The following is a 23,312-nucleotide window of genomic DNA, read 5'->3' as shown; positions in this document are numbered from 1 at the left end:
CTCGACGATGAGCGTGATCTGACCGTTGGCCATCCCACCACGCACTCCGGTTGTCGTCGGCGTCGGTGAACTGACACATCGCGGTGAAGGCACCGTCGATCCCATCGATTTGGCCGCCGAGGCCGCGCGTCGAGCGCTGCATGATGCTTCGGCCGCGATCGGGCATCGCATCGATACCGTGGCGACGCCCGGAATCTTGATGATCCCACGCGACAACCCCGCGTCGAGGATTGCCGAAGCGACTGGGCTGACGCCGGATCATCGCATCAGTTGTCCGGTCGGCGGCAACACCCCCCAGTATCTGGTCGAGGTCCTCGGCCGCCGCATTTGGCGCGGCGTCAGCGACGGGGCTCTGATCGTCGGAGCGGAAAGCGGCGCGTCAGCACGCAAAGTCGCATCCGGTAGCGCACTTTTGGAGCCCAAACCCATCGCAGCACAGGACGAGTCACTCGGTGACACCCGCCCGGGACTGAGCGAAGCCGAGGTGGGCGCCGGGTTACATTGGCCGCACGAGGTGTACCCGATCTTCGAATCCGCGATCGCGGCCCGATCAGGCCGCACATTCGACGAACAGCGCCGCTGGCTGGGTGACTTGATGGCTCCGTTCACGGTTGAGGCGTCCCGACATCTCGAGCAGGCCTGGTTTCCGCGTGCCCGTAGCGCAGACGAGCTCAGCACGGTCTCCCCGGCTAACCGGATGGTGTGCGAGCCGTATCCGAAGCTGCTCAACAGCATCATCGCCGTGGATATGGCTGCCGCTTTCGTGATCATGGCCGCCGAAGTCGCCGAGGAACTCGGAGTGCCCAGTGATCGTTGGGTCTTCCCGTGGTCGTCGGCCACATGCAACGACGTGTATTTCCCGGTTCAGCGGCCTGATCTGGGTCGTTCCGCCGGAATAAGGGCCGCCGGCAAGGCGGTATTGGCGGCCAGTGGACTTCACATCGACGACATTAGATGGTTTGATTTCTACTCTTGCTTTCCTTCCGCGGTCGAGGCGGCGATCGACGCCTTGGATCTCGACCCGGCGGATGACCGCGGGTTCACGGTGACCGGCGGACTGCCCTACCACGGAGGGCCGGGTAACAACTATGTCAGCCATTCGATCGTCGAGATGGTGCGACGCTGCAGGAGCGACCCGGACGCCGTCGGGCTCGTGTCCGGACTGGGCTGGTACATCACAAAGCACTCGCTGGGTCTGTGGTCGGCGACTCCACCGCCAACGGGATGGCAGACTCCGGACATGGCCGATGCGCAGTCTGCGATCGACGGCACCTCCCTCCCGGTCGCTTCTCCCGCCGACGCATCCGGAGAGGCGACCATAGATGGATACACGGTCGTGCACGACCGTGACCAAGGCCCCTCCTGGGTGCCGATTTTCGCGCGCATGACCGACGGCCGCCGCGTCGCGGCGCGCAGTGACGATGCCGAGGTGGCGGTGGCAATGTCACGAGACATGTGCGTCGGACACCAAGTCGCCGTGCGGCAGGCGGACGGACACGTCGAATTCGAACTGTCGTGAACGCCGACGCGCTCGTGCTGACCAAGCCGCGCACCCTTGAACGGCGGCATCTTCCGGTGCCGCGCATCGACGACGAGTCCGGTCTCCTGCGGATCGAGGCGTGCGGGCTCTGCGGAACCGACCACGAGCAGTTCAGCGGACACCTGCCGACGGGGTTCGCCTTCATCCCCGGACACGAGATCATCGGCGTCATCGAGGGAATCGGTGACGCCGCGCGCGAGCGTTGGGGCGTCTCGGTGGGTCAGCGAGTCGCCGTCGAGGTGTTCCGATCGTGTCGGGAGTGCGACTCGTGCGGCCGCGGCGAGTATCGCAGGTGCTCGAGCAACGGCCTCGCCACCATGTTCGGCTTCGTCGACGTGAACATCCCGCCCGGCCTGTGGGGAGGCTATGCAACCCACCTGCATCTGCCGTTCGATTCCATGCCGTTGCCGGTCCCGGACGGACTCGACCCGATCGTCGCGACGTTGTTCAATCCGCTTGGGGCAGGGATCAAATGGGCTGCCATGTTGCCCGAGACAAGCCCGGGCGACGTCGTCGCGGTCCTCGGACCAGGGATCCGCGGGATTTGTGCTGCCGTAGCCGCCAAGGAGGCCGGAGCGGCATTCGTCGCGATGACCGGGGTCGGCCCTCGCGACCGAACTCGGCTAGCCGCAGCCCACCAGTTCGGCGTGGACCTGACCATCGACGTCACCGAAGACGACCCGGCGCAGGCCCTGCAAATGGCGACCGGCCGGCTCGCAGATGTCGTCGTCGACGTCACCGCGAAGGCGCCAGCCGCATTCGCGGACGCCGTCGCACTCGCGCAGCCCGGCGGACGCGTGGTGGTCGCGGGCACACGCGGCGGCGGCGGAGCGCCGGGCTTCGAGCCAGACCTGCTCGTATTCAAGGAACTACGCATCTTCGGTTCGTTGGGGGTCGACTACCCCGCCTACCAGAGCGCCATCGAGCTGCTGGTCTCTAGGCGTTGGCCCTTCGAAGAATTGCACCGCGAGATCACCGGTTTCGCCGGCCTGCCCGGGCTGCTCGACCTTCTGGCCGGCAACGAGCCGGACCGGGTCCCCGCTCTGCACAACGTCTTTGTGCCGATCGCCTGACAGCGCCAACTAGCGCCCAACCGGAAGGATCCACCGTGAGCAGCCAAAGCCGGGTTGACATGCTTGCCCTGACAGATGCCCGCGAGCGCGCCGCTCAATGCGGGATTCCGGACGCCATGGCTGAACTGTCTGTTTTCAGGATCGCGCTTCATCAGCCCCCTGTAGCCGTCGCATTGCATGGAATGCTGGAGGCGTTGCTGTGGAAAGGCGCGCTGGATGCGCGGCTACGGGAGCTGATCATCATGCGAATCGGCTGGGTCACTGATTCGGTCTATGAGTGGACGCAACACTGGAGGGTTGCCCGCTTGCTCGATGTGCCCGAACGCGACCTGCTCGGGGTGCGCGACTGGCAGAACGCCGGCCACTTCGGCGAAGCCGAGCGGGCGGTACTGGCGGCGACAGACGAGACGTTGCGTGACGGCACCATCTCGGATGAAACCTGGGCTGAGTGTCAGCGCGCGTTGCACGGGGACCCGGCCGTCCTCGTCGAACTCGTCGCCGCGATCGGGAATTGGAGATTGTTCTCAGCGCTGCTGCGGTCCTTGCACGTGCCGCTAGAAGACGGCCTCGAAGGATGGCCCCCTGACGGAGTTCGACCCTCCGTTGACTGAAGGGTGATCGGCTCGCCATGTCGACTCCGTGCTATGACTCTGCCCCTAGCACCTGTTGGTCGGGATCTGACGATGTCGAACGGTCGGGCGGTTGCATCTGCAGACGGCGATTCCACCACCGAGGATTGCGCCGGGCCTGAAGACTGAGCCGACGGAATTCCATCCGCTGCAGTCGAAGGAGAACTGGAACACCCAGCAGCGGGACGATCGCACCACGGACCGCACCTCGGCGACCATTCTCCAGCAATCCGGCTACAGCACTGAGCCCCGAAATGTAAAGAATACCGTTGTAAGGCACCAGGATTGGGCCGCATAGTCCTTCGCACTCGGACAGGCTTGGCACACCAAATCTCCAGCGCTTCGGCCAGTGTATGAAGTGAGCCAACACGGTCGTCAGGAACAGGCCGTTCACAACACCGAGGACAGCCTCGTGACGCTTATCGGCACGTTCCGCCATGCGAAGTACTACTGCGGTGCTCATGCCCCAACCCGTCGCTGCCGGCACCGGACCAATCACCGACGCGAACGGCATCGCAACTCCGGACAGCAATTCGTAGAAGACATGCGCGCTCGCTGACACGGCGCCAACTTGTGTGCAGATTTGCCGGGACGTCTTCGGACGCTGACGGGACGGCGGTAATGGCCCTTCCGCCCGCATCAGCGGAATGCCTGAACGCGCGATGCGGCCACGGCGCAACGCACTTCTTCGTGAAGAGGTCGTTCCATATGGCGGCTTTCACCACAAAAGTACTTGTCGACCTACACGTTACTCCGTAGCTGTTGGCCGCCATCGGCGTCGAAGAGTTCCTTGGTCCAACGTTCGAGGATTTCTGCGCTATCCCAGTCGTCGGGATGGAACCCGGCGTGGGTGTAGGAACGGAAGCGCTCAATCGCTGCTCGGCTGAACAGCGGGTTATGACGGAAGGCTCGAAGGCTGCGCAGCAACCGCACCGGGTTGTAGGCGGCACGATCGCCGGCCAGAGAGCGGGTGGTCTGGATGACCAACTCGGTGAACAATAGGAGACTGGCGATCCGCATTCCCCAGACCCTGGTGCGTTCGCTTCCACCGACCGTCTCGTAGACATCGAAAGCGACGGCCTTGTGCTCGCATTCCTCCAGTGCGTGCCAAAGCAGAATCGGCCGCACCTCGGTGTAGCCGATCAGTTCTTGAGCTTCGTCGCTGGTGAGAATGATCTCGGCGAATGTCGCCGTGTAGTGCTCGAGGGCTGCCGTCACAGCCAGGCGCATCTTGGGAGAAAAACGCTTCTCGAGTCGGCCAACCAACTTCTTGATATGCCGATCGATCCCCTCGGTGGGATAGCCCATCGCTTGAAGGCGATCGTTGAGCAGCCGATGCTGGTGCCGGTGGGTGGCCTCTTGAGCGATGAATCCCTTGACCGCCTCCTTCAGGTCAGCGTCGCTGATGTGGTCCCGGTACTCGCGGACTGACCGGATGAAGAAGTCTTCGCCTTCGGGGAACGTGGCCGACAAGGTGGACACAAAGTGGCTCATCACCAAGTCGCCATCGACGAAGTGCTGCCGACTGGTCTCAGCAGGCATGTCGAATCGGACACGGCGGGGCTTCGGGACGACCCGCGTGGTGGGCCGTGTGGACGAATCGTCGCTCATGTTGTTCTCCTGTTGTCATGGGCACTGATGATCTGACTTTACGCCTAGTCAGAATTAGATGGCAAGCTATGCGTTGTGCGATCGGTGCGGGTGTACAGCGGGATGTCCGCCGAGGAGCGTCACCGGAACAGGCGCACGCGTCTCATCGAGGCCGCGATGGAGTTGATCGGCACGCACGGCGTTGCCGCCGCCACGGTGACTGCCGTATGCGCTGAGTCCGGCGTGACGTCACGCTACTTCTATCAGCATTTCCCTGACAGAGACGCCCTCTTGCGAGCTGTCTACCAGCAGCTCTACGCAACCTTCCAGGAGGTGATAGTTGACGCGATCCCCGATGCCGGCGCCCCACCCGAGGTGCTCGCGTACGCGCCGATCCGCGGGCTGGTCAGCATGATCAACAATGATCCTCGACTGGGTCGGATCTTGTTCGTGGAATCTGCAACGGAGCCGCTGCTTCGGGAGTTACGCAGCGACATGATGACCGGTTTCACCGACCTCGTATTGCGTGAGGCCAGACTTCACCTTGACATCGCCGACTCCGCAGTGGGCGTTGCCCATTTGGCCTCGACATTGGGTGTGGGTGGGTTATTCGAAGTCTTGCGCCGCTGGCTCGACGGAGAACTCGAGTTCACCACCGATGAACTCGTTCAGCACTGCGCAGGTTTCCTGGGCAGCCTCGGCAGCTATGTGCTGCTGCAGAACGCAGTCGAGTCGGCCACGACCAAAGCCAAACCTCAGAGTTAGCTTCTGGCGCCTCCCGGCCGCGCTTCGCGAATGTCGAGGTGCCTCCGCTTGCTTCATTCCGGACTGAACACATGAACGCCGCTGTACAACATTAGAGGCCAGCGTCGTCGACCAAATAACGTTCGGCGAGCGTCTCGGCAAGCCGACTCGTGTGCTCCACGATCTCCCCCTGGATGACGTCAAGCAAACCTGCATGCCATGCGGTGATCAATTCGACGAAGCCACCAACGGCCACCAGTGTGTCCATCCGAAGGGCGGTTTCATCGGCTTCCGGCCTCAGGTGTGGCTCACTGGCTGCGATCACCAGGTGTGTCGCCTCCTGCAGTGCGACAGCGCGCCGATCCTGAAGCGGGGAACTGCCCACGTGTTGAGCCAGTAGAATCTTCGCCCTGCCCGGATCCTCTGCAATCCGGTCGACCACCGCGGCGATGGTCACGCGGATGGTCTCCATCGGCGGCTGCCCGATGCGTTCTGCGAGCGTCGCAGAAACCTCACCGAGCATCTCGTTGCGCACGCCGTCCCATGCAGCGACAAGTAACTCGTCGCGGGTCTTGAAGTCTTCGTAGAAGTAACGGTCGTTCAGGCCGGTTTTGGCGCACACTCCTCTCATCGTGACTGCTGCCCAACCGCTTTCACTCCAGATTTCCGTCGCGGCATCAATGAGGCGCTGACGGCGCTCCGCCCGGCGTTCAGCACCGGTACGCCCGCCCCATCTCTTCGACCGCGTCCGCACATGTCCATCTTGGCAAGCCACAGTAGGTCGCAACACTTTGGTAGCATCCGCCCCCAATGGGGGCGCGTGCCACCATAGGACTCCGCGGAGGGCAGCGATTGACGATCAGAACGCTCAAACTTCGAGTTCTCAGAGACGTGGCAGCGGCTGTCGTCATTCCCGCCCCCAGCAGTGATCGTGCGGCACTGGCGACGGTGGCGGTAGGAGGCGCCCTGCACGCCGTGCAGGTATTCGCGGCCGACTGGCCCGCCGCAATCCCGTAGGGAGTCGACTCATGACGCTCTTGAGCGAGGCCCCCACCGGTCGCCGTCACCACTTGCACTACGTGCGGTAGCGTACCGATACCGGCAGTATCGCTACCAGTGGAGGCCAAGTGACCGACGGCAGTGCAGATGCCCCAAGCCAGGCCAAGCGGCCTGGTCGGCGCGCCAACGGATCCACCGACCCGGCCGACACTCGCGAGTACAGCGAACGGTTGGCGACCCTGGCCCGGTTCACCCTCCGACACAAAGCGCTCGTCATCGGGGTATGGCTAGGCGCCGCGGTGGTTCTCGCGCTGCTGTTCCCACAGCTGGAAACCGTGGTGCGCCAACAGTCGGTGGACCTCATTCCTCGCGACGCCCCGTCCTTGCAGACGGTTGACCGCATGAGCGCCGCGTTCGGCGAAGAAGGCTCGAAAACCATGGTGTTCGTCGCCATGGAAGACCCCACTGGCTTGACTCCAACTGCACGGCAGCGCTACGGCGAACTCGTGCGCCGGTTGCAGGCCGAGGGCGACCACGTCCTGCTGGTGCAGGACCTGCTGGCCGATCCGATTACCGAAGCTCAGGCAGTCAGCGCCGACCGCAAAGCCTGGTATCTGCCCGTCGGTGTCACCGGCACCCTCGGAGACCCCACGGCAGCCGAATCCTTGAACGCGGTGCGCGACATCGCCGCGGAGGTGTTCACCGGATCGACCACGACCGTCCAAGTGACGGGACCACCGGCGACCTTCAGCGACATGATCGCCTCCGCCGAGCACGACCTGCTGTTGATCTCGATCGCTACCGCCGGCGTGATCGCCCTGATCTTGCTGATCGTCTACCGGTCAGTGTTCACCGCGCTGTTGCCACTGCTGGTAATCGGGTTGAGCCTGGCGGTTGGGCGCGGCGTGCTATCCGCCCTCGGCGAGATGGGCATGCCGGTCTCCCAGTTCACCGTCGCATTCATGACGGCGATCCTGCTCGGCGCCGGAACTGATTACACAGTTTTTCTGATCAGCCGGTACCACGAGCAGCGCCGCGCCCAAGTACCCGCCGATCAGGCGATCATCCACGCCACCGCCAGCATCGGGCGCGTCATCCTGGCGTCCGCCGCCACCGTGGCACTCGCGTTCTTGGCCATGGTCTTCGCGCGGCTCAGCGTCTTCGCCGCCCTGGGCCCCGCGTGTGCCATCGCCGTGCTGTTCGGATTTCTGGCGACCGTCACCCTGCTGCCACCCGTGCTGTCGCTAGCCGCCAAACGCGGCATCGGTGAACCCAAATCCGATCGCACCCGCCGCTACTGGAACAGCGTCGCCGTCGCCGTGGTCCGCCGTCCGGTGCCACTGCTGATCGTCAGCCTGGCCATCCTGCTCGCCCTGTCGGCAGCCGCTGCGACCATCAAAATCAGCTACGACGACCGCAAGGGACAACCAGACACCACGGCCAGCAACCAGGGCTACCAACTTCTGGACCGCCACTTCCGCAAGGACGTCGTCATCAGCGAGTTCCTCGTCGTAGAGAACCCGACCGACATGCGGACCGGGAGGGGGCTGGCCGATCTCGACGAGATGGCCTCTCGCGTCTCCCAGATCCCCGGCGTCACCAGGGTGTCCGGAGTCACCCGCCCCACCGGGGAGCGCCTCGACCAAGCAGAACTGGCCTGGCAGAACGGCCAGATCGGCGAGAAAATGGCCGGCGCGGTCGCCGAGGGCAACTCACGCAAGGACGACCTCGCCAAACTCACCGGCGGCGCCGACCAGCTCGCCGACGGCCTCGCCCAACTCGATGGCACGGTGCGCACCGCCCTCGCGCCACTGGCCGGAATCCTCACCCAAGCTCAATCCGCGGGAACTCAGGTCAACCAGTTCCGCCCACTGCTGCAACAACTTTCCGCCACCGCCCCCGCCGTCGACCAAGCCATCCAATCCGGCCCAGGACTGCGACCGCTGGCCAACCAGGCGCAGAACGCGATCACCCAGCTCGATCCACTCGTGGGCGCGCTCAACACCTCACCGTGGTGTGCCGCCACCCCGCAGTGCGCCCAAATTCGTGACCAGGTGAAGATTTTGGTCAGCCTGCGCGACAGCGGATTCTTCGACCAGATCGCCGACCTCGGGGACCGCTACGATCCCGCGACCAATGCCACCGTTGGTGGCACCCTCTCCAACGTCCAGAACGCAGTCGCCTCGCTGGACAAGGCATTCGGAGCCCTCGGTGACCCCGCCGACCTAGCCACCAATCTCCGCCGATTGCAGGAGGGAATCGGACAGCTCGCCTCCGGCGCTCAAGCACTCGCGACCGGTGTCCGCACCCTCGCCGACAGCAACATCGAAATGCTGTCCGGTATGAGCCAGATCGCCACCCAACTACAGAATTCCTCACGCGCAGCGGCGGACTCCGACTCCTCGAGCGGTTTCTACTTGCCCGCTAATGCATTCGAGAACCGGCAATTCACCGATGTTGCCAAGCAATTCCTCTCACCGGACGGCAAGACCGCGCGGTTCATGATCGAAAGCAGCCACGACCCTTACAGCGTCGAAGCCATGGAGCTCGCCAGCCGCATCACCGACACCGCCAACACCGCACGACCCAACACGTCGCTCGCCGACGCCACCGTATCCGTCGCCGGCTTCCCCGCCGTCAACTCCGATATCCAACGATTCCTATGGGCCGACTTCGCACAACTGGCCGTCGCCACCATAATCATCGTCGGCGTCATCCTGGTCCTACTGCTGCGCGCACTCCTGGCACCGCTCTACCTCTTAGGCACCGTCGTGCTCAACTACCTCGCCTCGCTCGGCATCGGCGTTGTGGTATTCCAATGGGGACTGGGCTACGAAATCGCTTGGCCCGTACCATTACTGGCATTCATCATCCTCGTCGCCGTCGGCGCCGACTACAACATGCTGCTCGTCTCACGGCTCCGCGAAGAATCCGGGACCAACATCCGCGTCGGCGTCCTGCGCACCGTGGCAAACACCGGAGCCGTCATCACCTCAGCTGGTCTGATATTCGCCGCCAGCATGTTCGGCCTCATGGTCGGCTCAGTCGCAATCATGATCCAAGCCGGCCTCATCATCGGCTTCGGATTGCTGCTCGATACCTTCCTCGTGCGCACCCTCACCGTGCCCGCCATCGCCACACTTCTACGCGAAGCCAGCTGGTGGCCTTCCAAAGCAACGCGGACCCCAGTAGCTGACACCGCCACGCAGAAATAAGGAGCAACGCACTACTAGTGGAAGCGAGGAATGCGAGGAACGCGAGGTCCATTCGCAGACGTGATCTTTGGTTGCGGATCCGTCGTGATCTGGTGTTGCAAGCCCGTCGAGTAAGCGTCCAAACTGACATCCTGATTTCAAGGTTCCCGCTCTCGGTAAATCAAAGGCGGCCTTGACCACCAAGGTGTCTCAGTCCGCAGGCAGTCCGCAGTAGATTTTCGCGACTCCTGCGCGCGCCAACCCACCCAATGCAGCTGAGCTGGGAAAACTTACGCGGGCCAACGTACCCAACGTCATCAAAACCCCAGGTGGCGTGGTTCGGGACGAAGAGGTCGTGGGTTCGAATCCCGCCACCCCGACTCGTGTGACTATAGGTACAAGGCCCTGACTGGTTATCCGGTTCAGGGCCTTCTTCCTTTTCAGTCCGTCATTGCGTGAGAAGCTGACGCCGTGTCGACTATGCCTTCGCGCCATGTGCTGCCCATCGCCGATATCACCCGTCCCGGGTACACCCCGTACGACGCCAAAGACCCGAATGCGAAGTTCGCGCCGATCGAACCGTTGCGGCCGCCCGAAGGGGCACCGAACGTCCTCTTGGTGATGATCGACGATGCCGGCTATGGCGCATCCAGCGCATTCGGCGGTCCGTGCAACACGCCAACCCTGGAACGGCTGGCGGCCAAAGGTCTGCGCTACACCAAGTTCCACACCGCTGCGCTGTGTTCGCCGACTCGAGCGTCACTGCTGTCGGGACGCAACCACCATTCCGTGAACATGGGCGCGATCACCGAAATCGCCACCTCGGCGCCCGGAATGACGTCCGTGCGGCCCAACACCTGCGCTGCACTGCCGGAGATTCTGAAACTCAACGGCTACTCCACCGCGCAGATCGGCAAGTGCCACGAAGTCCCCGTCTGGGAGACCAGCCCAATGGGCCCATTCGACCATTGGCCCACCCCAGGTGGCGGGTTCGAGTACTTCTTCGGGTTCGTCGGTGGCGAGACGGACCAGTACTACCCGTCGTTGTACGAGAACACCACACCGGTCGAGCCATCCGGAACGCCCGAGGAGGGCTACACCCTCAACGAGGAGTTGGCCGACAAAGCCATCGCCTACCTGCGCCGGCGCGCCGCACTTACACCCGACCGTCCGTTCTTCATGTACTACGCACCCGGCGCAACCCATGCACCCCACCACGTGCCCGCCGAGTGGGCCGACCGCTACCGCGGAGTGTTCGACGACGGCTGGGACTCCTTGCGCGAGCGCACCCTGGCCCGCCAGATCGAGCGTGGCACCATCCCGGCCGGCACCGACCTCACCGCACGAAGTGAGGGCCTACCCGCGTGGGACGACATGGACGATGCGCTCAAGCCCGCACTCGTCCGCCAGGCCGAGGTCTATGCCGGGTTCATGGAGCAGACGGATTTCCACATCGGCCGCGTCGTCGACGAACTGGAAGCTCAAGGGATCCTCGATGACACCCTGATCATCCTGATCTGGGGTGACAACGGTGCCAGCGCCGAGGGAACACTCCAGGGCTCACTCAACGAGATGATCACCCTCAACGGCATGCCCGAACTCGAAACACCAGAAATGATCATCGCCGCCAAAGACCGGTTCGGGTTACCCGGCACCGCCAACCACTACGCGGCGTCCTGGGCTCACGCCCTCAATGCCCCGTTCCAATGGACCAAACAGGTCGCGTCTCACTTCGGGGGCACCCGAAATCCGATGGTGATGCACTGGCCCGCCCGAATCAAGAGCGACGGAATCCGTCACCAGTTCGGCCATGTCAACGACATCGCCGCCACCATCCTGGAGGCGGCGGGCCTGCCCGAGCCGACGATGGTCAACGGCGTACAACAGCGCCCCTACGAGGGCACCAGCCTGCTCTACACAATCGATGAGCCGGAAGCCAAGGAGCGCCACGACATCCAGTACTTCGAGATGTTCGGCAACAGAGCCATCTATCACCAAGGCTGGACCGCGGTCACGAAGCACCGAACCCCCTGGGAGACCGGCGATGTCGAGCTCGCAGCGCTCGACGACGACCGCTGGGAGCTCTATGACACCAGCACCGACTGGAGCCAAGCTCACGACCTCGCCGCCGAGCAGCCTGACAAACTCGCCGAACTGCAACGTCTCTGGCTGATCGAGGCAGTCAAGTACAACGCTGTACCCATCGATGACCGCGGCGCCGTGCGTGGCATACCCCAGGAAGCAGGCCGCCCTGAGCTGCACATCGGCACCAGTCAGCGGATGTACCCGGGGATGAGTTTCGCCGAAGCCACCACCGTCAACACCAAGAACCGGTCCTTTGCCCTCACCGCGCCGATCACCGTGCCTGACACTGGCGCCGACGGCGTGATCGTCGCGCTCGGCGGGCATACCGGCGGCTGGGCGCTCTACCTTCACGAAGGCAAACTGACCTTCTGCTACAACTTCCTCACGCTGAAATACACAACTGTGCGTAGCGCCGATGTGTTGTCTCCAGGTGAGCACGAGGTACGCATGGAGTTCGCTTACGACGGTGGAGGTGTCGGCCTCGGCGGTACGGCAACGCTTTTCGTCGACAATGCGGCCGTCGGTTCCGGTCACGTCGAACGCACAGTGCCAGCGGCATTTTCGGCCAGCGAAACGTGCACGGTGGGCGCCGACCCCGGCTCGCCCGTTTCGGAGGAGTACCCGGCCGGCAAGAATCGCTTCACCGGCGGCATCTCGTGGGTGCAGATCGACGCCGGCGACCTCGACCCCGAACACCAGGCACGTCAACGCGCGCAACAGATTCGCGTCGCTTTCGGAACCCAATAGCAGGCCAGAAGGCGTCAGTCGTGCGGGTGGCCCTTCTTGCCATGCCCCTTGCCATTGCCTTTGCCATTGCCATTGCCATGGCCGTTCCCATTGCCGATGCCGGGGCCCCGTTCCCACTGGTCCGGGGTCGGCGTCGGTGCGACAGAGGTCACCGGGGTGACGGGCGAGCGCTGCGGTGGCGGGTCGGCGATCAGCAGGATGGCGCCGAGGATCGCGGCAGCGACGACCGCCAGGCCCGCCAGCACAATCTTGACCCGCGAGCGTCGCGGTGGCAGCGGTGTCGGCAGGAGCAGCGTGGCCGGCCGGGCCGGCGAGGCTGCCCGCAGGGCAACCCGCATCTCGTCGGCGTCGGCGAAGCGGTAGGCCGGATCCTTGGCCATCGCGCGCTCCAGGACGTGAACCAGCGCCGGGTCCACGTCGGGACGCAGCATCGCGATCGGCATGGGGGCTTCGTCGACGACTGCGCGCATGGTGGCGATCGGGTTGCCCCGGTCGAAGGGCCGCCGCCCGGTCAGCGCCTCATAGCCGATGACTCCCACGGCATAAAGGTCGTCCGAGACCGACGCCGGCTGGCCGGTAATCCGTTGCGGGCTGAGGTAATCCGGTGTGCCGAACACGGTCCCGGCGTGAGTGTGGGCGGTTCCGGCGGTCTTGGCGATACCGAAGTCGGCGAGCTTGGCGATGCCGGACGTGGCGATCAGGACGTTGCCCGGCTTGATGTCGCGGTGCAGGATGCCTGCGCTGTGGGCGGCGGCCAGCGCACCCAGCAGGTCGGTCAGTACCCAGCGCACACGGTCGGTAGACAGCGGCCCGGCCGCGATCTCCTCGGCCAGGGTGGGCCCGGGCAGCCGTTCCATCACGATGTACGGCGTTCCGTTGTCGTCACCGCTGTCGTGGACCGCGACGATGTTGGGGTGGTTGAGTGCGGCAGCGGCGCGCGCTTCGTCCTCGAATCGACGACGCGTGAACTCGTCGGCGGCCAGGGCCGGATAGAGCAGCTTGATCGCGACCGGGCGGGACAGCCGGGTGTCCCAACCGTCCTGCACCTCGGCCATGCCGCCGCGGCCGAGCACGCCACGTAGCTCGTAGCGGTCGGCGAGCGCCGCCGTCATAGGTCCCCTCTCCGGTTTGCGCTTGTCTCCGAGTATTCCGCAATGCCGGTGTGCGGCATGCCGGCACCATGCCCCGGTTCTGGGTATTTCACCGACCAGGTGTGACCGAGACCCCAACCAAGCGGTTGATAGCCTCGGCCGATGGCCGCGCTGAGCTGGATCGCCGAACTGTTGCAGTTCGACCGCAGTGGTGATGACTTCTGTATTCGCGAACCGCGGCGAGGCGGTACCGAGCGACTGTTCGGCGGGCTGATCGCCGCCCAATCGCTGGGCGCGGCGGGCGCCACCGTGGATGACGGCAAGCTTCCGCAGTCGTTGCACGCCTATTTCGTCCGCGGGGGACGTTACGACGCCGACGTCGAGTTCCACGTCGACCGCATCCGTGACGGACGCGCATTCGCCACCCGGCACGTCACCGCCAGTCAGGGCGGGAAGGTGATCCTGGAGATGATCGCGTCGTTCCACCATCCCGAGCCCGGCCTCGAGTGGTCCCCCGACGCTCCGCCCAAGCTGGAGTTCGATGCGGCCGCGCCGAAGCACAACGTCCTGGATTTCGGCGACAAGTTCGATCTGCGCACCATGCCGTCCGACGATTCCGAGTTCGCGATCTCGCCGTTCTGGATCCGCGCGCAATCCGAGATCGAAGACGACGCCCTGATCCGGGCCTGCACGCTGACCTTCATGTCCGATCTCGGCCCGGTCCCCTCAGCGCTACCGCCGACGGTCCCGCTGCGGTCCGACCTCGGCTTCGCGGCCAGCCTGGACCACTCCGTCTGGTTCCACCGCCCATTTCTGCCCCACGGCTGGCACCGCTACGAACTGCAGTCGGCGAACCACAACGATTCCCGTGGCCTGGCCCGCGGCTCGCTCTACGACGCCGCGGGCGCGTTGATCGCCAGCGTCAGCCAGGAAGCGCTGTGGCGCATCCCCACGTGAGTCAAAGCCGCGACTTGACCGCCGCCGACAACCGCTTGCCGTCGGCCTTGCCCGCGGCGATCGCGGTGGCGGCCTTCATCACCTGACCCATCTGACGCACACCGGGGCGTTCGCCGATCTGCTCGGCGACCTGCGCGATGGCGGTGTCGGCGACGTCGGCCAACTCGGCGTCGGTCAGCGGCGTCGGCAGGTACTCGTCGATGACCCTGGCCTCGGCGTGCTCGTTGGCCGCCAGCTCGCCCCGGCCGTTCTGGGTGTAGATCTCGGCGGCCTCGCCGCGCTTCTTGGATTCGCGGGCCAGCACCGCGATCACCTCGGCGTCGGACAGTTCCCGGGCCTGTTTGCCCGAGACCTCCTCGCTCTGGATCGCGGCCAGCATCATGCGCAGAGTGGCGGTGCGTAGTTTGTCCTGCGACTTCATCGCGCCGGTGAGATCTGCGCGCAGCGTGTCCTTGAGCTCGGCCATGAGGTCAACCTACGCCGCGTTCAGTTCTCGCCCGCCACGAATTTCGCGTCGACCGAGGCGGAGACCTCGATATCGGCGGGTGCGAACTCCATTTCGGGCGCCCCGCCGCCGGGGGCCGCCATGGCGCGCATCATCCGCGGGGACGACGAAACCTCGGGCGCCCGCCCCAGCATGCCGGCGTCGGCGATCGCCACCGGCCGCACCGGGCCGAGGCCGATCGCATCGGCGTAGCGCTGAGCTCGGGTGACGGCGTCCTGCACGGCGCGGGTGTGCACCTGTTCCACCAACTCATCGCGATGCTTGGCGGTCAACGCCCATTCGATGCGCGACAGCGAAAACCCGCCGGTGTCGGTGACATGACCGCCGACCCATCGCGACAGCGCGGTGAAATCGCTGAACTTGACCTCGATGTCGACGCTGGCGTGGTGCACGAGCGGCAACTGCTTGCCCTCGTTGTTCCAGGGCCGGTTGGCCCAGGTGCGAACCTGGCCGGTGGACCACCAGGTGACCGGGCCGGTGTCGGGGTGGTGCAACGGAGTGATGGTGGATTTCACCGTGTCCAGAGCGCGGACGACCCGCTCGTACACCGGCTCGATCGCCGGCCCCTCGTAGCCGAGCGTGGCATGGGCCGTCGCACGTTCGGGCGGGTGAAAGGCGGAAAACGACCCGCGCACGATGATCTCGGTCGACATCCCCTCACCGTAGTTTCTGACCGGCAACTACGGTGAAACTATGACGACGGGTCGGCCGTATCTCCCTCACTTTTCGGCAGGGAACGTCATCCCGCTTCGCCCGTTGAGCCTGACCAACATCTTCAACGGCGCGGTCGCCTACGTCCGTACCAACCCGAAGGCGACGCTGGGCCTGGCGACCGTGGTTATTCTCGCGTCGCAGATCATCACGCTCGCACTGCAAGTCGGACCGCTGTCGGCACTCCGAGGATTCGACTCGACGCTGCAGGGTGAGGGTCCGTCGGCCGGGACGCTCACGGCGTTCGCCACCGGTGCGTTCGTCGGCTTCGTCGTCACGACGCTCACCTCGCTTCTGCTCAGCGGGATGCTCACGGTGGTGATCGGCCGCTCGGTGTTCGGCGGAGCCATCACCATCGGCGAAGCCTGGCGGCGGCTGCGCGGACGGTTACCGGCGCTGATCGGGTTGACGGCGTTGCAGGCCCTGGCTCTGATCGTCGTCTCCGGCGGCGTGGCGATCGTGGTTGTCGGTGCAGGCGCACTCGGCGGCGGGCTCGCGGCGTTCGCGGTCGGTATGCCACTGGTGCTGCTCGCGCTGGTCGGGGTGCTCTACGCGTCGACGGTTCTGCTGTTCGCTCCCGCGGTGATCGTGCTGGAACACCGCGGCATCGTCGGTGCGGTCAAGCGGTCATTCGCCTTGGTGAACAAGGACTTCTGGCGCGTATTCGGCATCTGGATCCTCGCCACGATCGTGGCCGCGGTGATGGCCTGGGGTGTGGGTGCGCCGTTCAACGTGGCCGGGCAGACCATGTCGATGATCGCCGAGGCTCCCACGGTGCCTGCGCTGATCCTCAGCGCCGTCGGCGCCGCGATCGGGCAGATCGTCACCGCACCGTTCAATGCGGGCGTGGTCGTCCTGCTCTACGCCGACCGGCGATTCCGGGCCGAGGCGTTCGACCTGATGCTGCAGACGGGGGCGGGTGCACCGGTGGAAACGACCGACCAACTATGGCTGCCGCGGTACGTCTGAGGTGACAGGCATCGACATCGACCGTGACGCCGCACACGACGCCGCCCAGAACGAGCTGAGCAAGCCGATCTACCCGCGGGCCTCACCGGCCGATCAGATCGGCGAATGGCTCAGGGACCTGCTGTACCGGATCACCGCCGCAGGCTCGGAGATCCCCGGTGGCTGGTTCACCATCTCGGTGCTGGCCATCCTGCTCGTGGTGGCCGTCGTGGTGACGGTACGAATCGCTCGGCGCACCATGCGTACGGCGCGCGGCACGGACCATACCCTGTTCAGCGCCGAGGAGCTCACCGCCGCACAACACCGTTCGATCGCCGAACAATATGCCGCGCAAGGTGATTGGTCGGCTGCGATTCGTCACCGGGTGCGTGCGCTGGCCCGTCACCTGGAGGAAACCGGGGTTCTCGACGCGGTCCCGGGCCGCACCGCCACCGAACTCGCCCGCGACGCCGCGGCGGCACTTCCGGGCCTGTCTGCCGAACTGTTCAGTGCGGCAACCATATTCAACGACGTTGCCTATGGCGAGCAACCGGGTACCGAATCGGCCTACCGGCAGATCGCGGCCCTCGACACTGCCGGGGCGCGATGAGAGAGCGGTTCCGCACGGCACGCTGGGTACTGCTGGCGTTGGTCCTCGTCGTCGCGGTGGCCGTCGTGACGGTGTATCTGACCGCACCGCGCCCGGGTGGGGCGATGGATCCCGAGTCGACCTCGCCGGCCGGGACGCACGCGCTGGTCAGCCTGTGGCGGGATCGGGGTGTCGAGGTGATCACCGCCGCCGATGTCGACGAAGTGAAGCGGGCCGCCCGGCCCGGCACCCTGTTGGTGGTGGCACAGACGATGTTTCTGTCCAGCGACGAGACCGTCGACCGGCTTGCCGATGCCCCCGGAGACCTGTTGCTGATCGCGCCGTCCGGCCTCACCCGGGAGAAGCTGGCCCCCAAGATCCGGCTCGGCAAGCCCACGGAGTTCGTCGGTGCCGAGCCGGACTGCGAACTGCCCGAGGCGAACCAGGCCGGATCGATACAGCTGGGCACCACCGATACCTACACTGCAGCCGACGGTGCGCCCCTGACATCGTGCTACGACGGCGCGCTGATCCGCTACCACGACGGGCAACGCACCGTCACGGTGGTCGGCAATGGCTCCTTCATGACGAACTCGGGCCTGCTCAAAGCGGGCAATGCGGCGCTGGCGATGAATCTGGCCGGCGCGGCACCACGGGTGATCTGGTATGCACCACAGCATTTCGAGGCCGAGTCGACCGGAGACGGCACGCTGTCGGAGCTGATGCCACCGCAGGTCCGGTGGATCGTCCTGCAGCTGTGCCTGGTGGTCGCGCTGGCCGCGTTGGCACAGGGGCGGCGTCTCGGTCCGCTGGTCGCCGAATCCCTGCCGGTGGTGGTCCGCGCCTCGGAAACCGTCGAGGGGCGGGGCCGGTTGTACCGCTCCCGCCGGGCGCGTGACCGGGCCGCTGACGCGTTGCGCACCGCCGCACTGGGCCGCATGTTGCCCAGGCTCGGCGCGAACTCCACTGCCGCACCGCAGGCCGTCGCCGCCGCCGTCGCCGCCCGCTGCGGCACCGACTCGAACTCGGCCGGCCACATCCTGTTCGGCCCACCGCCTACCACTGACGCCGAACTCGTCCACCTCGCCCATCAACTCGACGACATCGAAAGGCAGGTCGCGCAGTCGTGACTCAGCCCCACCCCGAATCGGATTCGGCCCGTGAAGCCCTGCTGGCCCTGCGCAATGAGATCGCCAAGGTGGTGGTCGGTCAGGATGCGGTGATCAGCGGCCTGGTGGTCGCGCTGTTGTGCCGTGGGCACGTGCTGCTGGAGGGGGTGCCCGGGGTGGCCAAGACGCTGCTGGTGCGCACCTTGGCGGCGGCCCTGCAGTTGGAATTCAAGCGCGTGCAGTTCACGCCGGACCTGATGCCCGGCGACGTCACCGGTTCCCTGGTGTACGACGCGCGCACCGCCGAGTTCGAGTTCCGTGCCGGCCCGGTATTCACCAACCTACTGCTGGCCGATGAGATCAACCGGACCCCACCGAAAACGCAGGCGGCACTTCTGGAGGCTATGGAGGAGCGCCAGGTCAGCGTCGACGGGACGCCGAGGCCACTGCCCGATCCGTTCATCGTGGCGGCCACCCAGAACCCGATCGAGTACGAGGGCACCTATCAGCTGCCCGAGGCTCAGCTGGACCGCTTCCTGCTGAAGCTCACGGTGCCGCTGCCGCCGCGGGATCAGGAGATCACGATCTTGAGCCGGCACGCCCAGGGGTTCGATCCGGGAGACCTGTCGGCCGTGCGGCCGGTGGCCGGGGCGACCGAACTCGCCGCCGGGCGCGACGCGGTCCGTCGGGTGCTGGCCGGTGACGAGGTGCTGGGCTACATCGTCGATATCGTCGGGGCTACCAGGCATTCCCCTTCGCTGCAGCTCGGGGTGTCACCGCGCGGAGCGACGGCGTTGCTGGCCACGGCACGGTCCTGGGCCTGGCTGTCCGGCCGCAACTACGTCACCCCCGACGACGTCAAGGCGATGGCCCGGTCCACGCTGCGCCACCGGGTGGCGCTGCGTCCCGAGGCCGAGCTCGAAGGCGCGACCCCCGACGGAGTACTGGACGGCATCCTGGCCGCAGTCCCGGTGCCGCGCTGATGGTTCTCACCGGCCGCGCGGGTCTGGCGGCACTGGTCTGCGTGCTGCCGATCGCGTTGGCCCCCTGGCCGGAAACGGCTTTCGCAGTGTTGGTAGTGCTGTTGGGAATCGCCGTCGTCGCTGACGTCGCACTGGCGGGGCGGATCGGTGGGCTTGCGTTGGCTCGCGGCGGTGAATCCACCGCCCGACTGGGCCAGACCGTCGACGCGATGCTCACCGTGACCAATACCGGCCGTCGGCGGGTACGCGGCGCGATCCGCGACGCCTGGCCGCCCAGTGCGTCGGCACAGCCGCGGGCACACCCGGTCAATATCGATGCCGGACAACAGGTTCCCCTGTCCACCCGACTGCACCCGGTGCGCCGTGGCGATCAGCGGTGCGAGCTGGTCACGGTGCGCTCGATCGGCCCGCTGGGACTGGCCGGGCGGCAACGCTCGCAGCGGCTGCCCGGCCAGGTGCGGGTCCTGCCGCCGTTCCTGTCCCGCAAGCACCTGCCGTCCCGACTGGCCAGGCTGCGGCAGTTGGATGGCGCGATCCCGGTGCTGATCCGCGGTCAGGGCACCGAATTCGACTCGCTGCGTGAGTATGTGGTCGGCGACGACGTCCGTTCGATCGATTGGCGCGCCACCGCCCGGCGGGCCGACGTGGTGGTGCGCACCTGGCGTCCGGAACGCGACCGGCGGGTGGTGATCGTCCTCGACACCGGACGCACCTCGGCAGGTCGGGTCGGCGTGGACCCGACCTCACTCGATCCGGTCGGGTGGCCGCGGCTGGACTGGTCGATGGACGCGGCGCTGCTGCTGGCGGCGCTGGCCGCCCGCGCCGGGGATCATGTCGATTTCCTGGCCATCGACCGGGTGGCCCGCGCCGGGGTGTGGGGCGCCTCGCGCACCGAACTGCTGGCCGCGCTCGTCACGGCGATGTCGCCATTGCAGCCTGCACTGGTGGAATCCGATGCGACCGCGATGGTTTCGGCCATGTCACGCCGGGTGCGGGGCCGGGCGTTGGTGGTGCTGCTGACCGATCTGAACGCCTCTGCGCTCGACGAGGGGCTGATGACGGTGCTGCCGCTCCTGTCAGCGCGGCATCAGGTTCTGCTGGCCGCTGTGTCCGATCCACGGGTGGACCACTTGGCGGCCGGTCGCTCCGATGCCGCTGCGGTGTACGACGCGGCGGCGGCCGAGCGGGCCCGCAACGACCGTCGGGCCATTGCGTCACGGCTGCGGGCCCACGGCGTCGACGTCGTCGATGCCCGGCCGGAGGATCTGGCGCCGGCCCTGGCCGACCGCTACCTGGCGATGAAGGCCGCGGGCAAGCTCTAACCCGTCGGTACCACGTCGGGGGCGTCTTCGAGGTCGCCGCTCTCCCCGGCCCGGACGGCCTTGCGCCCGAAGTGGAATACGTAACCGAGGAAGGCCAATTCGGCAACGATGCCGATGCCGATCCGCATCCAGGTGGGCAGCGGCGACGGGGTCACCAAAGCTTCGATCAGACCGGACAACAGAAGCACGACGGCCAGTCCGATCGCCGCGGCGACCACCGCGCGGCCCTGTTCGGCCAGCACTTGTGTGCGGGGCCGGTCGCCGGGCGCGATCACCGTCCAGCCCAACCGCATTCCGACGGCGGCGGCCAGGAACACCGCCGTCATCTCCAGCAGCCCGTGCGGGGTGATCAGGCCGAGGAACAGATCTCCCTTGCCCGTACCGAACATCAACCCGGCGATCACCCCGAGGTTCGCTGCGTTCTGGAACAACACGTACGGGATGGGCAGGCCGAGCAGGATCGCGAAGGCGATGCACTGCGCGGCCACCCAGGAGTTGTTCACCCAGACCTGTAAGGCGAACGAGCCGGCCGGGTGCTCGCTGTAGTACGACTCGAAGTCGTGGTGGACCAATTCCTCGATCTCGCTCGGGGTTCCGATGGCTGCGTGCACATCCGGGTTGCCGGCCACCCACAGCGCCAGCGCCACGGTCACGATGAAGAACGCCACTGCCGATCCCAGCCACCAGCGCCAGGACCGGTAGGCCACCACCGGGAAGGACACGGTCCAGAACCGGACGAATTCGCGCCAGAGCGGGGCGTGCGCACCGGTCACCGCGGCACGTGCCCGAGCCACCAGACCCGACAGTTGCCCCACCAGAACCGAATCGTGGGCGGCCGATCGCACCATCGACAGGTGCGTGGAGACCCGTTGATAGAGGTCGACGAGCTCGTCTACCTCGGCACCGGTCAGCCGCCTGCGCCGTTTTACCAACTGTTCCAACCGGTCCCAGGTGGGGCGATGGGCCACGACGAACGCATCGACATCCACCCGACAAAGCGTAGTCGGTAGCGTGTGTCGGTATGGTCTGGCAGCCCGCGCCGGTGGTGACCGGGGACGCCGTCGTCCTCGACGTGGCGATCGCCCAGTTGCCGGTACGCACGTTGGCCGCATTGATCGACATCGTGGTGATCGCGATCGGGTACGTGGTCGGGTTGGTTTTGTGGTCGCTGACGCTGAGCCAGCTCGACGACGCGTTGTCGGCGGCGATCCTGATCATCTTCACCGTGCTGACCCTGGTGGGTTATCCGGTGGCGATGGAGACCGCGACCCGCGGCCGGTCGCTGGGCAAGATGGCGGTGGGGCTACGGGTGGTGGCCGAGGACGGCGGTCCGGAACGCTTCCGCCAGGCCCTGTTCCGCGGATTGGCCGGGTTTGTCGAAATCTGGATGCTGACCGGCGGGCCCGCGGTGATCAGCAGCCTGGTTTCGGCCAAGGGCAAACGGCTGGGCGACATCTTCGCCGGCACCGTGGTGATCAGTGAGCGGGGACCCAGGCTGAACCCGCCGCCGGTCATGCCACCGGCGTTGGCCTGGTGGGCCGGCTCGCTGGAACTGTCGGGGCTGGGACCCGCTCAGGCCGAACTGGCCCGGCAATTCCTGTCCCGCTCGGCCCAGCTCGATCCGCCCATACGCCAGGAGATGGGGCATCGGATCTTCGGCGAAGTGGCCTCGCGCATCTCACCCCCGCCGCCGCCGGGCGCGCCGGTCGAGTACGTGCTGGCCGCAGTGTTGGCCGAACGGCACCGACGTGCACTGGCCCGGTTGTTGCCGCAGGCTCCCGTTGCGGCGCATCCGGCGCCCTATGCCCGCCCTCCCCTACCGCCTCCGACCAGCGGGTTCACCCCACCCAGCTAACGTGTGGGACATCACTGTCTCATTTTGGATATGTCATGCTAGATTTTGATTCATGACCAGTTCGGTATCGACGCACAGCGGGCCGCGTGAGCGCACCCGCCGGGCGATTCTCGATGCCGCCATGACGGTCCTGGCCGACAACCCGTCCGCCGCGCTCAGCGACATCGCCGCCGCCGCCGACGTCGGCCGCAGCACCGTGCACCGGTACTACCCCGAGCGTTCCGATCTACTGCGGGCCCTTGCCCTGCACGTGCACGAACTCAGCAACGCGGCCATCGACCGCGCCGATCCCACCCACGGACCGGCCGACGCCGCATTGCGACGCGTCGTCGAAAGCCAGCTCGACCTGGGTCCGATCGTGCTGTTCGTCTACAGCGAGCCGACGATCTTGGCCGATCGCGAGTTGGCAACCCACCTGGACACCGGCGACGAGGCGATCGTCGAAGTGCTCACCCGAGCCTCGGTGGAGCGGCCCGAATACCCCCCGGGGTGGGCCCGACGCGTGTTCTGGGCCCTGCTCGACGCCGGCTACGAAGCCGCCAAGCAGGACGGCACACCGCGCCACCAAATCGTCGACGCCATCATGACCAGCCTGACCGCGGGCACCATTCAGATCCCGCGCGGCTGACCACACTTTTCTG

The 23,312-nt window shown here is 66.1% G+C and carries 22 protein-coding genes; 15 read left to right on the top strand and 7 right to left on the bottom strand.

Annotated elements, in window-relative coordinates:
* Window positions 1-25 precede the first annotated feature (25 nt).
* From G6N44_RS19935 to G6N44_RS19925, 3 genes are read left to right on the top strand one after another with little or no spacing between them, the layout of a single operon-like run.
* Window positions 26-1,519: an acetyl-CoA acetyltransferase gene (locus G6N44_RS19935; protein WP_067992167.1), complete on the top strand. Its 1,494-nt coding sequence runs from the start codon at window positions 26-28 to the stop codon at window positions 1,517-1,519.
* Entirely contained in the window at window positions 1,516-2,613 is a 1,098-nt protein-coding gene (locus G6N44_RS19930; protein WP_043985022.1) for a zinc-dependent alcohol dehydrogenase, read from the top strand. Before G6N44_RS19935 ends, G6N44_RS19930 begins: the two co-directional genes overlap by 4 nt.
* A gap of 35 nt (window positions 2,614-2,648) precedes the next feature.
* On the top strand, window positions 2,649-3,224 hold the full coding sequence (locus G6N44_RS19925) for a carboxymuconolactone decarboxylase family protein (RefSeq protein ID WP_041800308.1): 576 nt from the start codon (window positions 2,649-2,651) through the stop codon (window positions 3,222-3,224).
* A gap of 31 nt (window positions 3,225-3,255) precedes the next feature.
* Here G6N44_RS19925 and G6N44_RS19920 read toward each other — a convergent pair whose 3' ends face one another.
* Window positions 3,256-3,804, bottom strand: a complete 549-nt coding sequence (locus G6N44_RS19920; protein WP_052537336.1) for a hypothetical protein — start codon at window positions 3,802-3,804, stop codon at window positions 3,256-3,258.
* Between the two features lie 179 nt (window positions 3,805-3,983).
* Entirely contained in the window at window positions 3,984-4,853 is an 870-nt protein-coding gene (locus G6N44_RS19915; RefSeq protein WP_011895469.1) for a metal-dependent hydrolase, read from the bottom strand.
* Window positions 4,854-4,928: 75 nt separating this feature from the next.
* On the opposite strand from G6N44_RS19915, the gene G6N44_RS19910 reads away from it, so the two are divergent.
* Window positions 4,929-5,597, top strand: coding sequence for a TetR/AcrR family transcriptional regulator (locus G6N44_RS19910; RefSeq protein ID WP_232783764.1), 669 nt, complete (start codon window positions 4,929-4,931; stop codon window positions 5,595-5,597).
* A gap of 91 nt (window positions 5,598-5,688) precedes the next feature.
* Here G6N44_RS19910 and G6N44_RS19905 read toward each other — a convergent pair whose 3' ends face one another.
* Window positions 5,689-6,330, bottom strand: coding sequence for a TetR/AcrR family transcriptional regulator (locus G6N44_RS19905; protein ID WP_085981140.1), 642 nt, complete (start codon window positions 6,328-6,330; stop codon window positions 5,689-5,691).
* A 137-nt stretch (window positions 6,331-6,467) separates the two neighbouring features.
* Between G6N44_RS19905 and G6N44_RS29715 the strand changes: the two genes are divergently transcribed.
* The 3 genes from G6N44_RS29715 (at window position 6,468) to G6N44_RS19895 (ending at window position 12,601) form a co-directional block, all read left to right on the top strand.
* A complete protein-coding gene (locus tag G6N44_RS29715) occupies window positions 6,468-6,593 on the top strand; it encodes a hypothetical protein (protein ID WP_255620133.1) in 126 nt (41 codons plus the stop codon).
* 110 nt (window positions 6,594-6,703) lie between these two features.
* Window positions 6,704-9,790, top strand: coding sequence for an MMPL/RND family transporter (locus G6N44_RS19900; RefSeq protein WP_067992162.1), 3,087 nt, complete (start codon window positions 6,704-6,706; stop codon window positions 9,788-9,790).
* Window positions 9,791-10,249: 459 nt separating this feature from the next.
* A complete protein-coding gene (locus G6N44_RS19895; RefSeq protein WP_163670180.1) occupies window positions 10,250-12,601 on the top strand; it encodes an arylsulfatase in 2,352 nt (783 codons plus the stop codon).
* Window positions 12,602-12,615: 14 nt separating this feature from the next.
* On the opposite strand, the gene G6N44_RS19890 is transcribed toward G6N44_RS19895, so the two are convergent.
* Window positions 12,616-13,713: a serine/threonine-protein kinase gene (locus G6N44_RS19890; protein ID WP_163666848.1), complete on the bottom strand. Its 1,098-nt coding sequence runs from the start codon at window positions 13,711-13,713 to the stop codon at window positions 12,616-12,618.
* 141 nt (window positions 13,714-13,854) lie between these two features.
* Here G6N44_RS19890 and G6N44_RS19885 point away from each other — a divergent pair, with 141 nt between their 5' ends.
* Window positions 13,855-14,649 carry an acyl-CoA thioesterase gene (locus G6N44_RS19885; protein WP_163666846.1) on the top strand — a complete coding sequence of 265 codons (795 nt, stop codon included), beginning with the start codon at window positions 13,855-13,857 and terminating at the stop codon, window positions 14,647-14,649.
* A gap of 1 nt (window position 14,650) precedes the next feature.
* Here the strand turns inward: G6N44_RS19885 and G6N44_RS19880 are convergent, their stop codons facing one another.
* Complete coding sequence (locus tag G6N44_RS19880; protein WP_163666844.1) at window positions 14,651-15,115, bottom strand: GatB/YqeY domain-containing protein; 465 nt, start codon at window positions 15,113-15,115, stop codon at window positions 14,651-14,653.
* A gap of 20 nt (window positions 15,116-15,135) precedes the next feature.
* Entirely contained in the window at window positions 15,136-15,807 is a 672-nt protein-coding gene (locus G6N44_RS19875) for an SIMPL domain-containing protein (RefSeq protein ID WP_163666842.1), read from the bottom strand.
* Window positions 15,808-15,847: 40 nt separating this feature from the next.
* On the opposite strand from G6N44_RS19875, the gene G6N44_RS19870 reads away from it, so the two are divergent.
* Genes G6N44_RS19870 through G6N44_RS19850 form a run of 5 tightly spaced genes read left to right on the top strand, consistent with a single transcriptional unit; the run spans window position 15,848 to window position 20,816 of the window.
* Window positions 15,848-16,834: a DUF7847 domain-containing protein gene (locus G6N44_RS19870; RefSeq protein WP_163666840.1), complete on the top strand. Its 987-nt coding sequence runs from the start codon at window positions 15,848-15,850 to the stop codon at window positions 16,832-16,834.
* 1 nt (window position 16,835) lies between these two features.
* Complete coding sequence (locus G6N44_RS19865) at window positions 16,836-17,423, top strand: DUF4129 domain-containing protein (RefSeq protein ID WP_163666838.1); 588 nt, start codon at window positions 16,836-16,838, stop codon at window positions 17,421-17,423.
* Window positions 17,420-18,532, top strand: a complete 1,113-nt coding sequence (locus G6N44_RS19860; RefSeq protein WP_163666836.1) for a DUF4350 domain-containing protein — start codon at window positions 17,420-17,422, stop codon at window positions 18,530-18,532. Before G6N44_RS19865 ends, G6N44_RS19860 begins: the two co-directional genes overlap by 4 nt.
* A complete protein-coding gene (locus G6N44_RS19855; protein ID WP_163666834.1) occupies window positions 18,529-19,494 on the top strand; it encodes an AAA family ATPase in 966 nt (321 codons plus the stop codon). Before G6N44_RS19860 ends, G6N44_RS19855 begins: the two co-directional genes overlap by 4 nt.
* A complete protein-coding gene (locus tag G6N44_RS19850) occupies window positions 19,494-20,816 on the top strand; it encodes a DUF58 domain-containing protein (RefSeq protein ID WP_163666832.1) in 1,323 nt (440 codons plus the stop codon). The genes G6N44_RS19855 and G6N44_RS19850 overlap by 1 nt, the downstream gene beginning before the upstream one ends.
* Here G6N44_RS19850 and G6N44_RS19845 read toward each other — a convergent pair.
* A complete protein-coding gene (locus G6N44_RS19845; protein WP_163666830.1) occupies window positions 20,813-21,805 on the bottom strand; it encodes a stage II sporulation protein M in 993 nt (330 codons plus the stop codon). The genes G6N44_RS19850 and G6N44_RS19845 overlap by 4 nt on opposite strands.
* 32 nt (window positions 21,806-21,837) lie before the next feature.
* Here G6N44_RS19845 and G6N44_RS19840 point away from each other — a divergent pair, with 32 nt between their 5' ends.
* The gene (locus tag G6N44_RS19840) at window positions 21,838-22,671 is read left to right on the top strand and encodes an RDD family protein (RefSeq protein ID WP_163666828.1); all 834 of its coding nucleotides are present in this window, start codon (window positions 21,838-21,840) and stop codon (window positions 22,669-22,671) included.
* Window positions 22,672-22,723: 52 nt separating this feature from the next.
* Entirely contained in the window at window positions 22,724-23,299 is a 576-nt protein-coding gene (locus G6N44_RS19835) for a TetR/AcrR family transcriptional regulator (RefSeq protein ID WP_163666826.1), read from the top strand.
* Window positions 23,300-23,312 lie beyond the last annotated feature (13 nt).

It is taken from the genome of Mycolicibacterium alvei, from assembly GCF_010727325.1.
Classification (GTDB): domain Bacteria; phylum Actinomycetota; class Actinomycetes; order Mycobacteriales; family Mycobacteriaceae; genus Mycobacterium; species Mycobacterium alvei.
The sequence above is the reverse complement of the archived record's forward strand: the minus strand, read 5'-3'. Positions and strand labels throughout refer to the sequence as shown.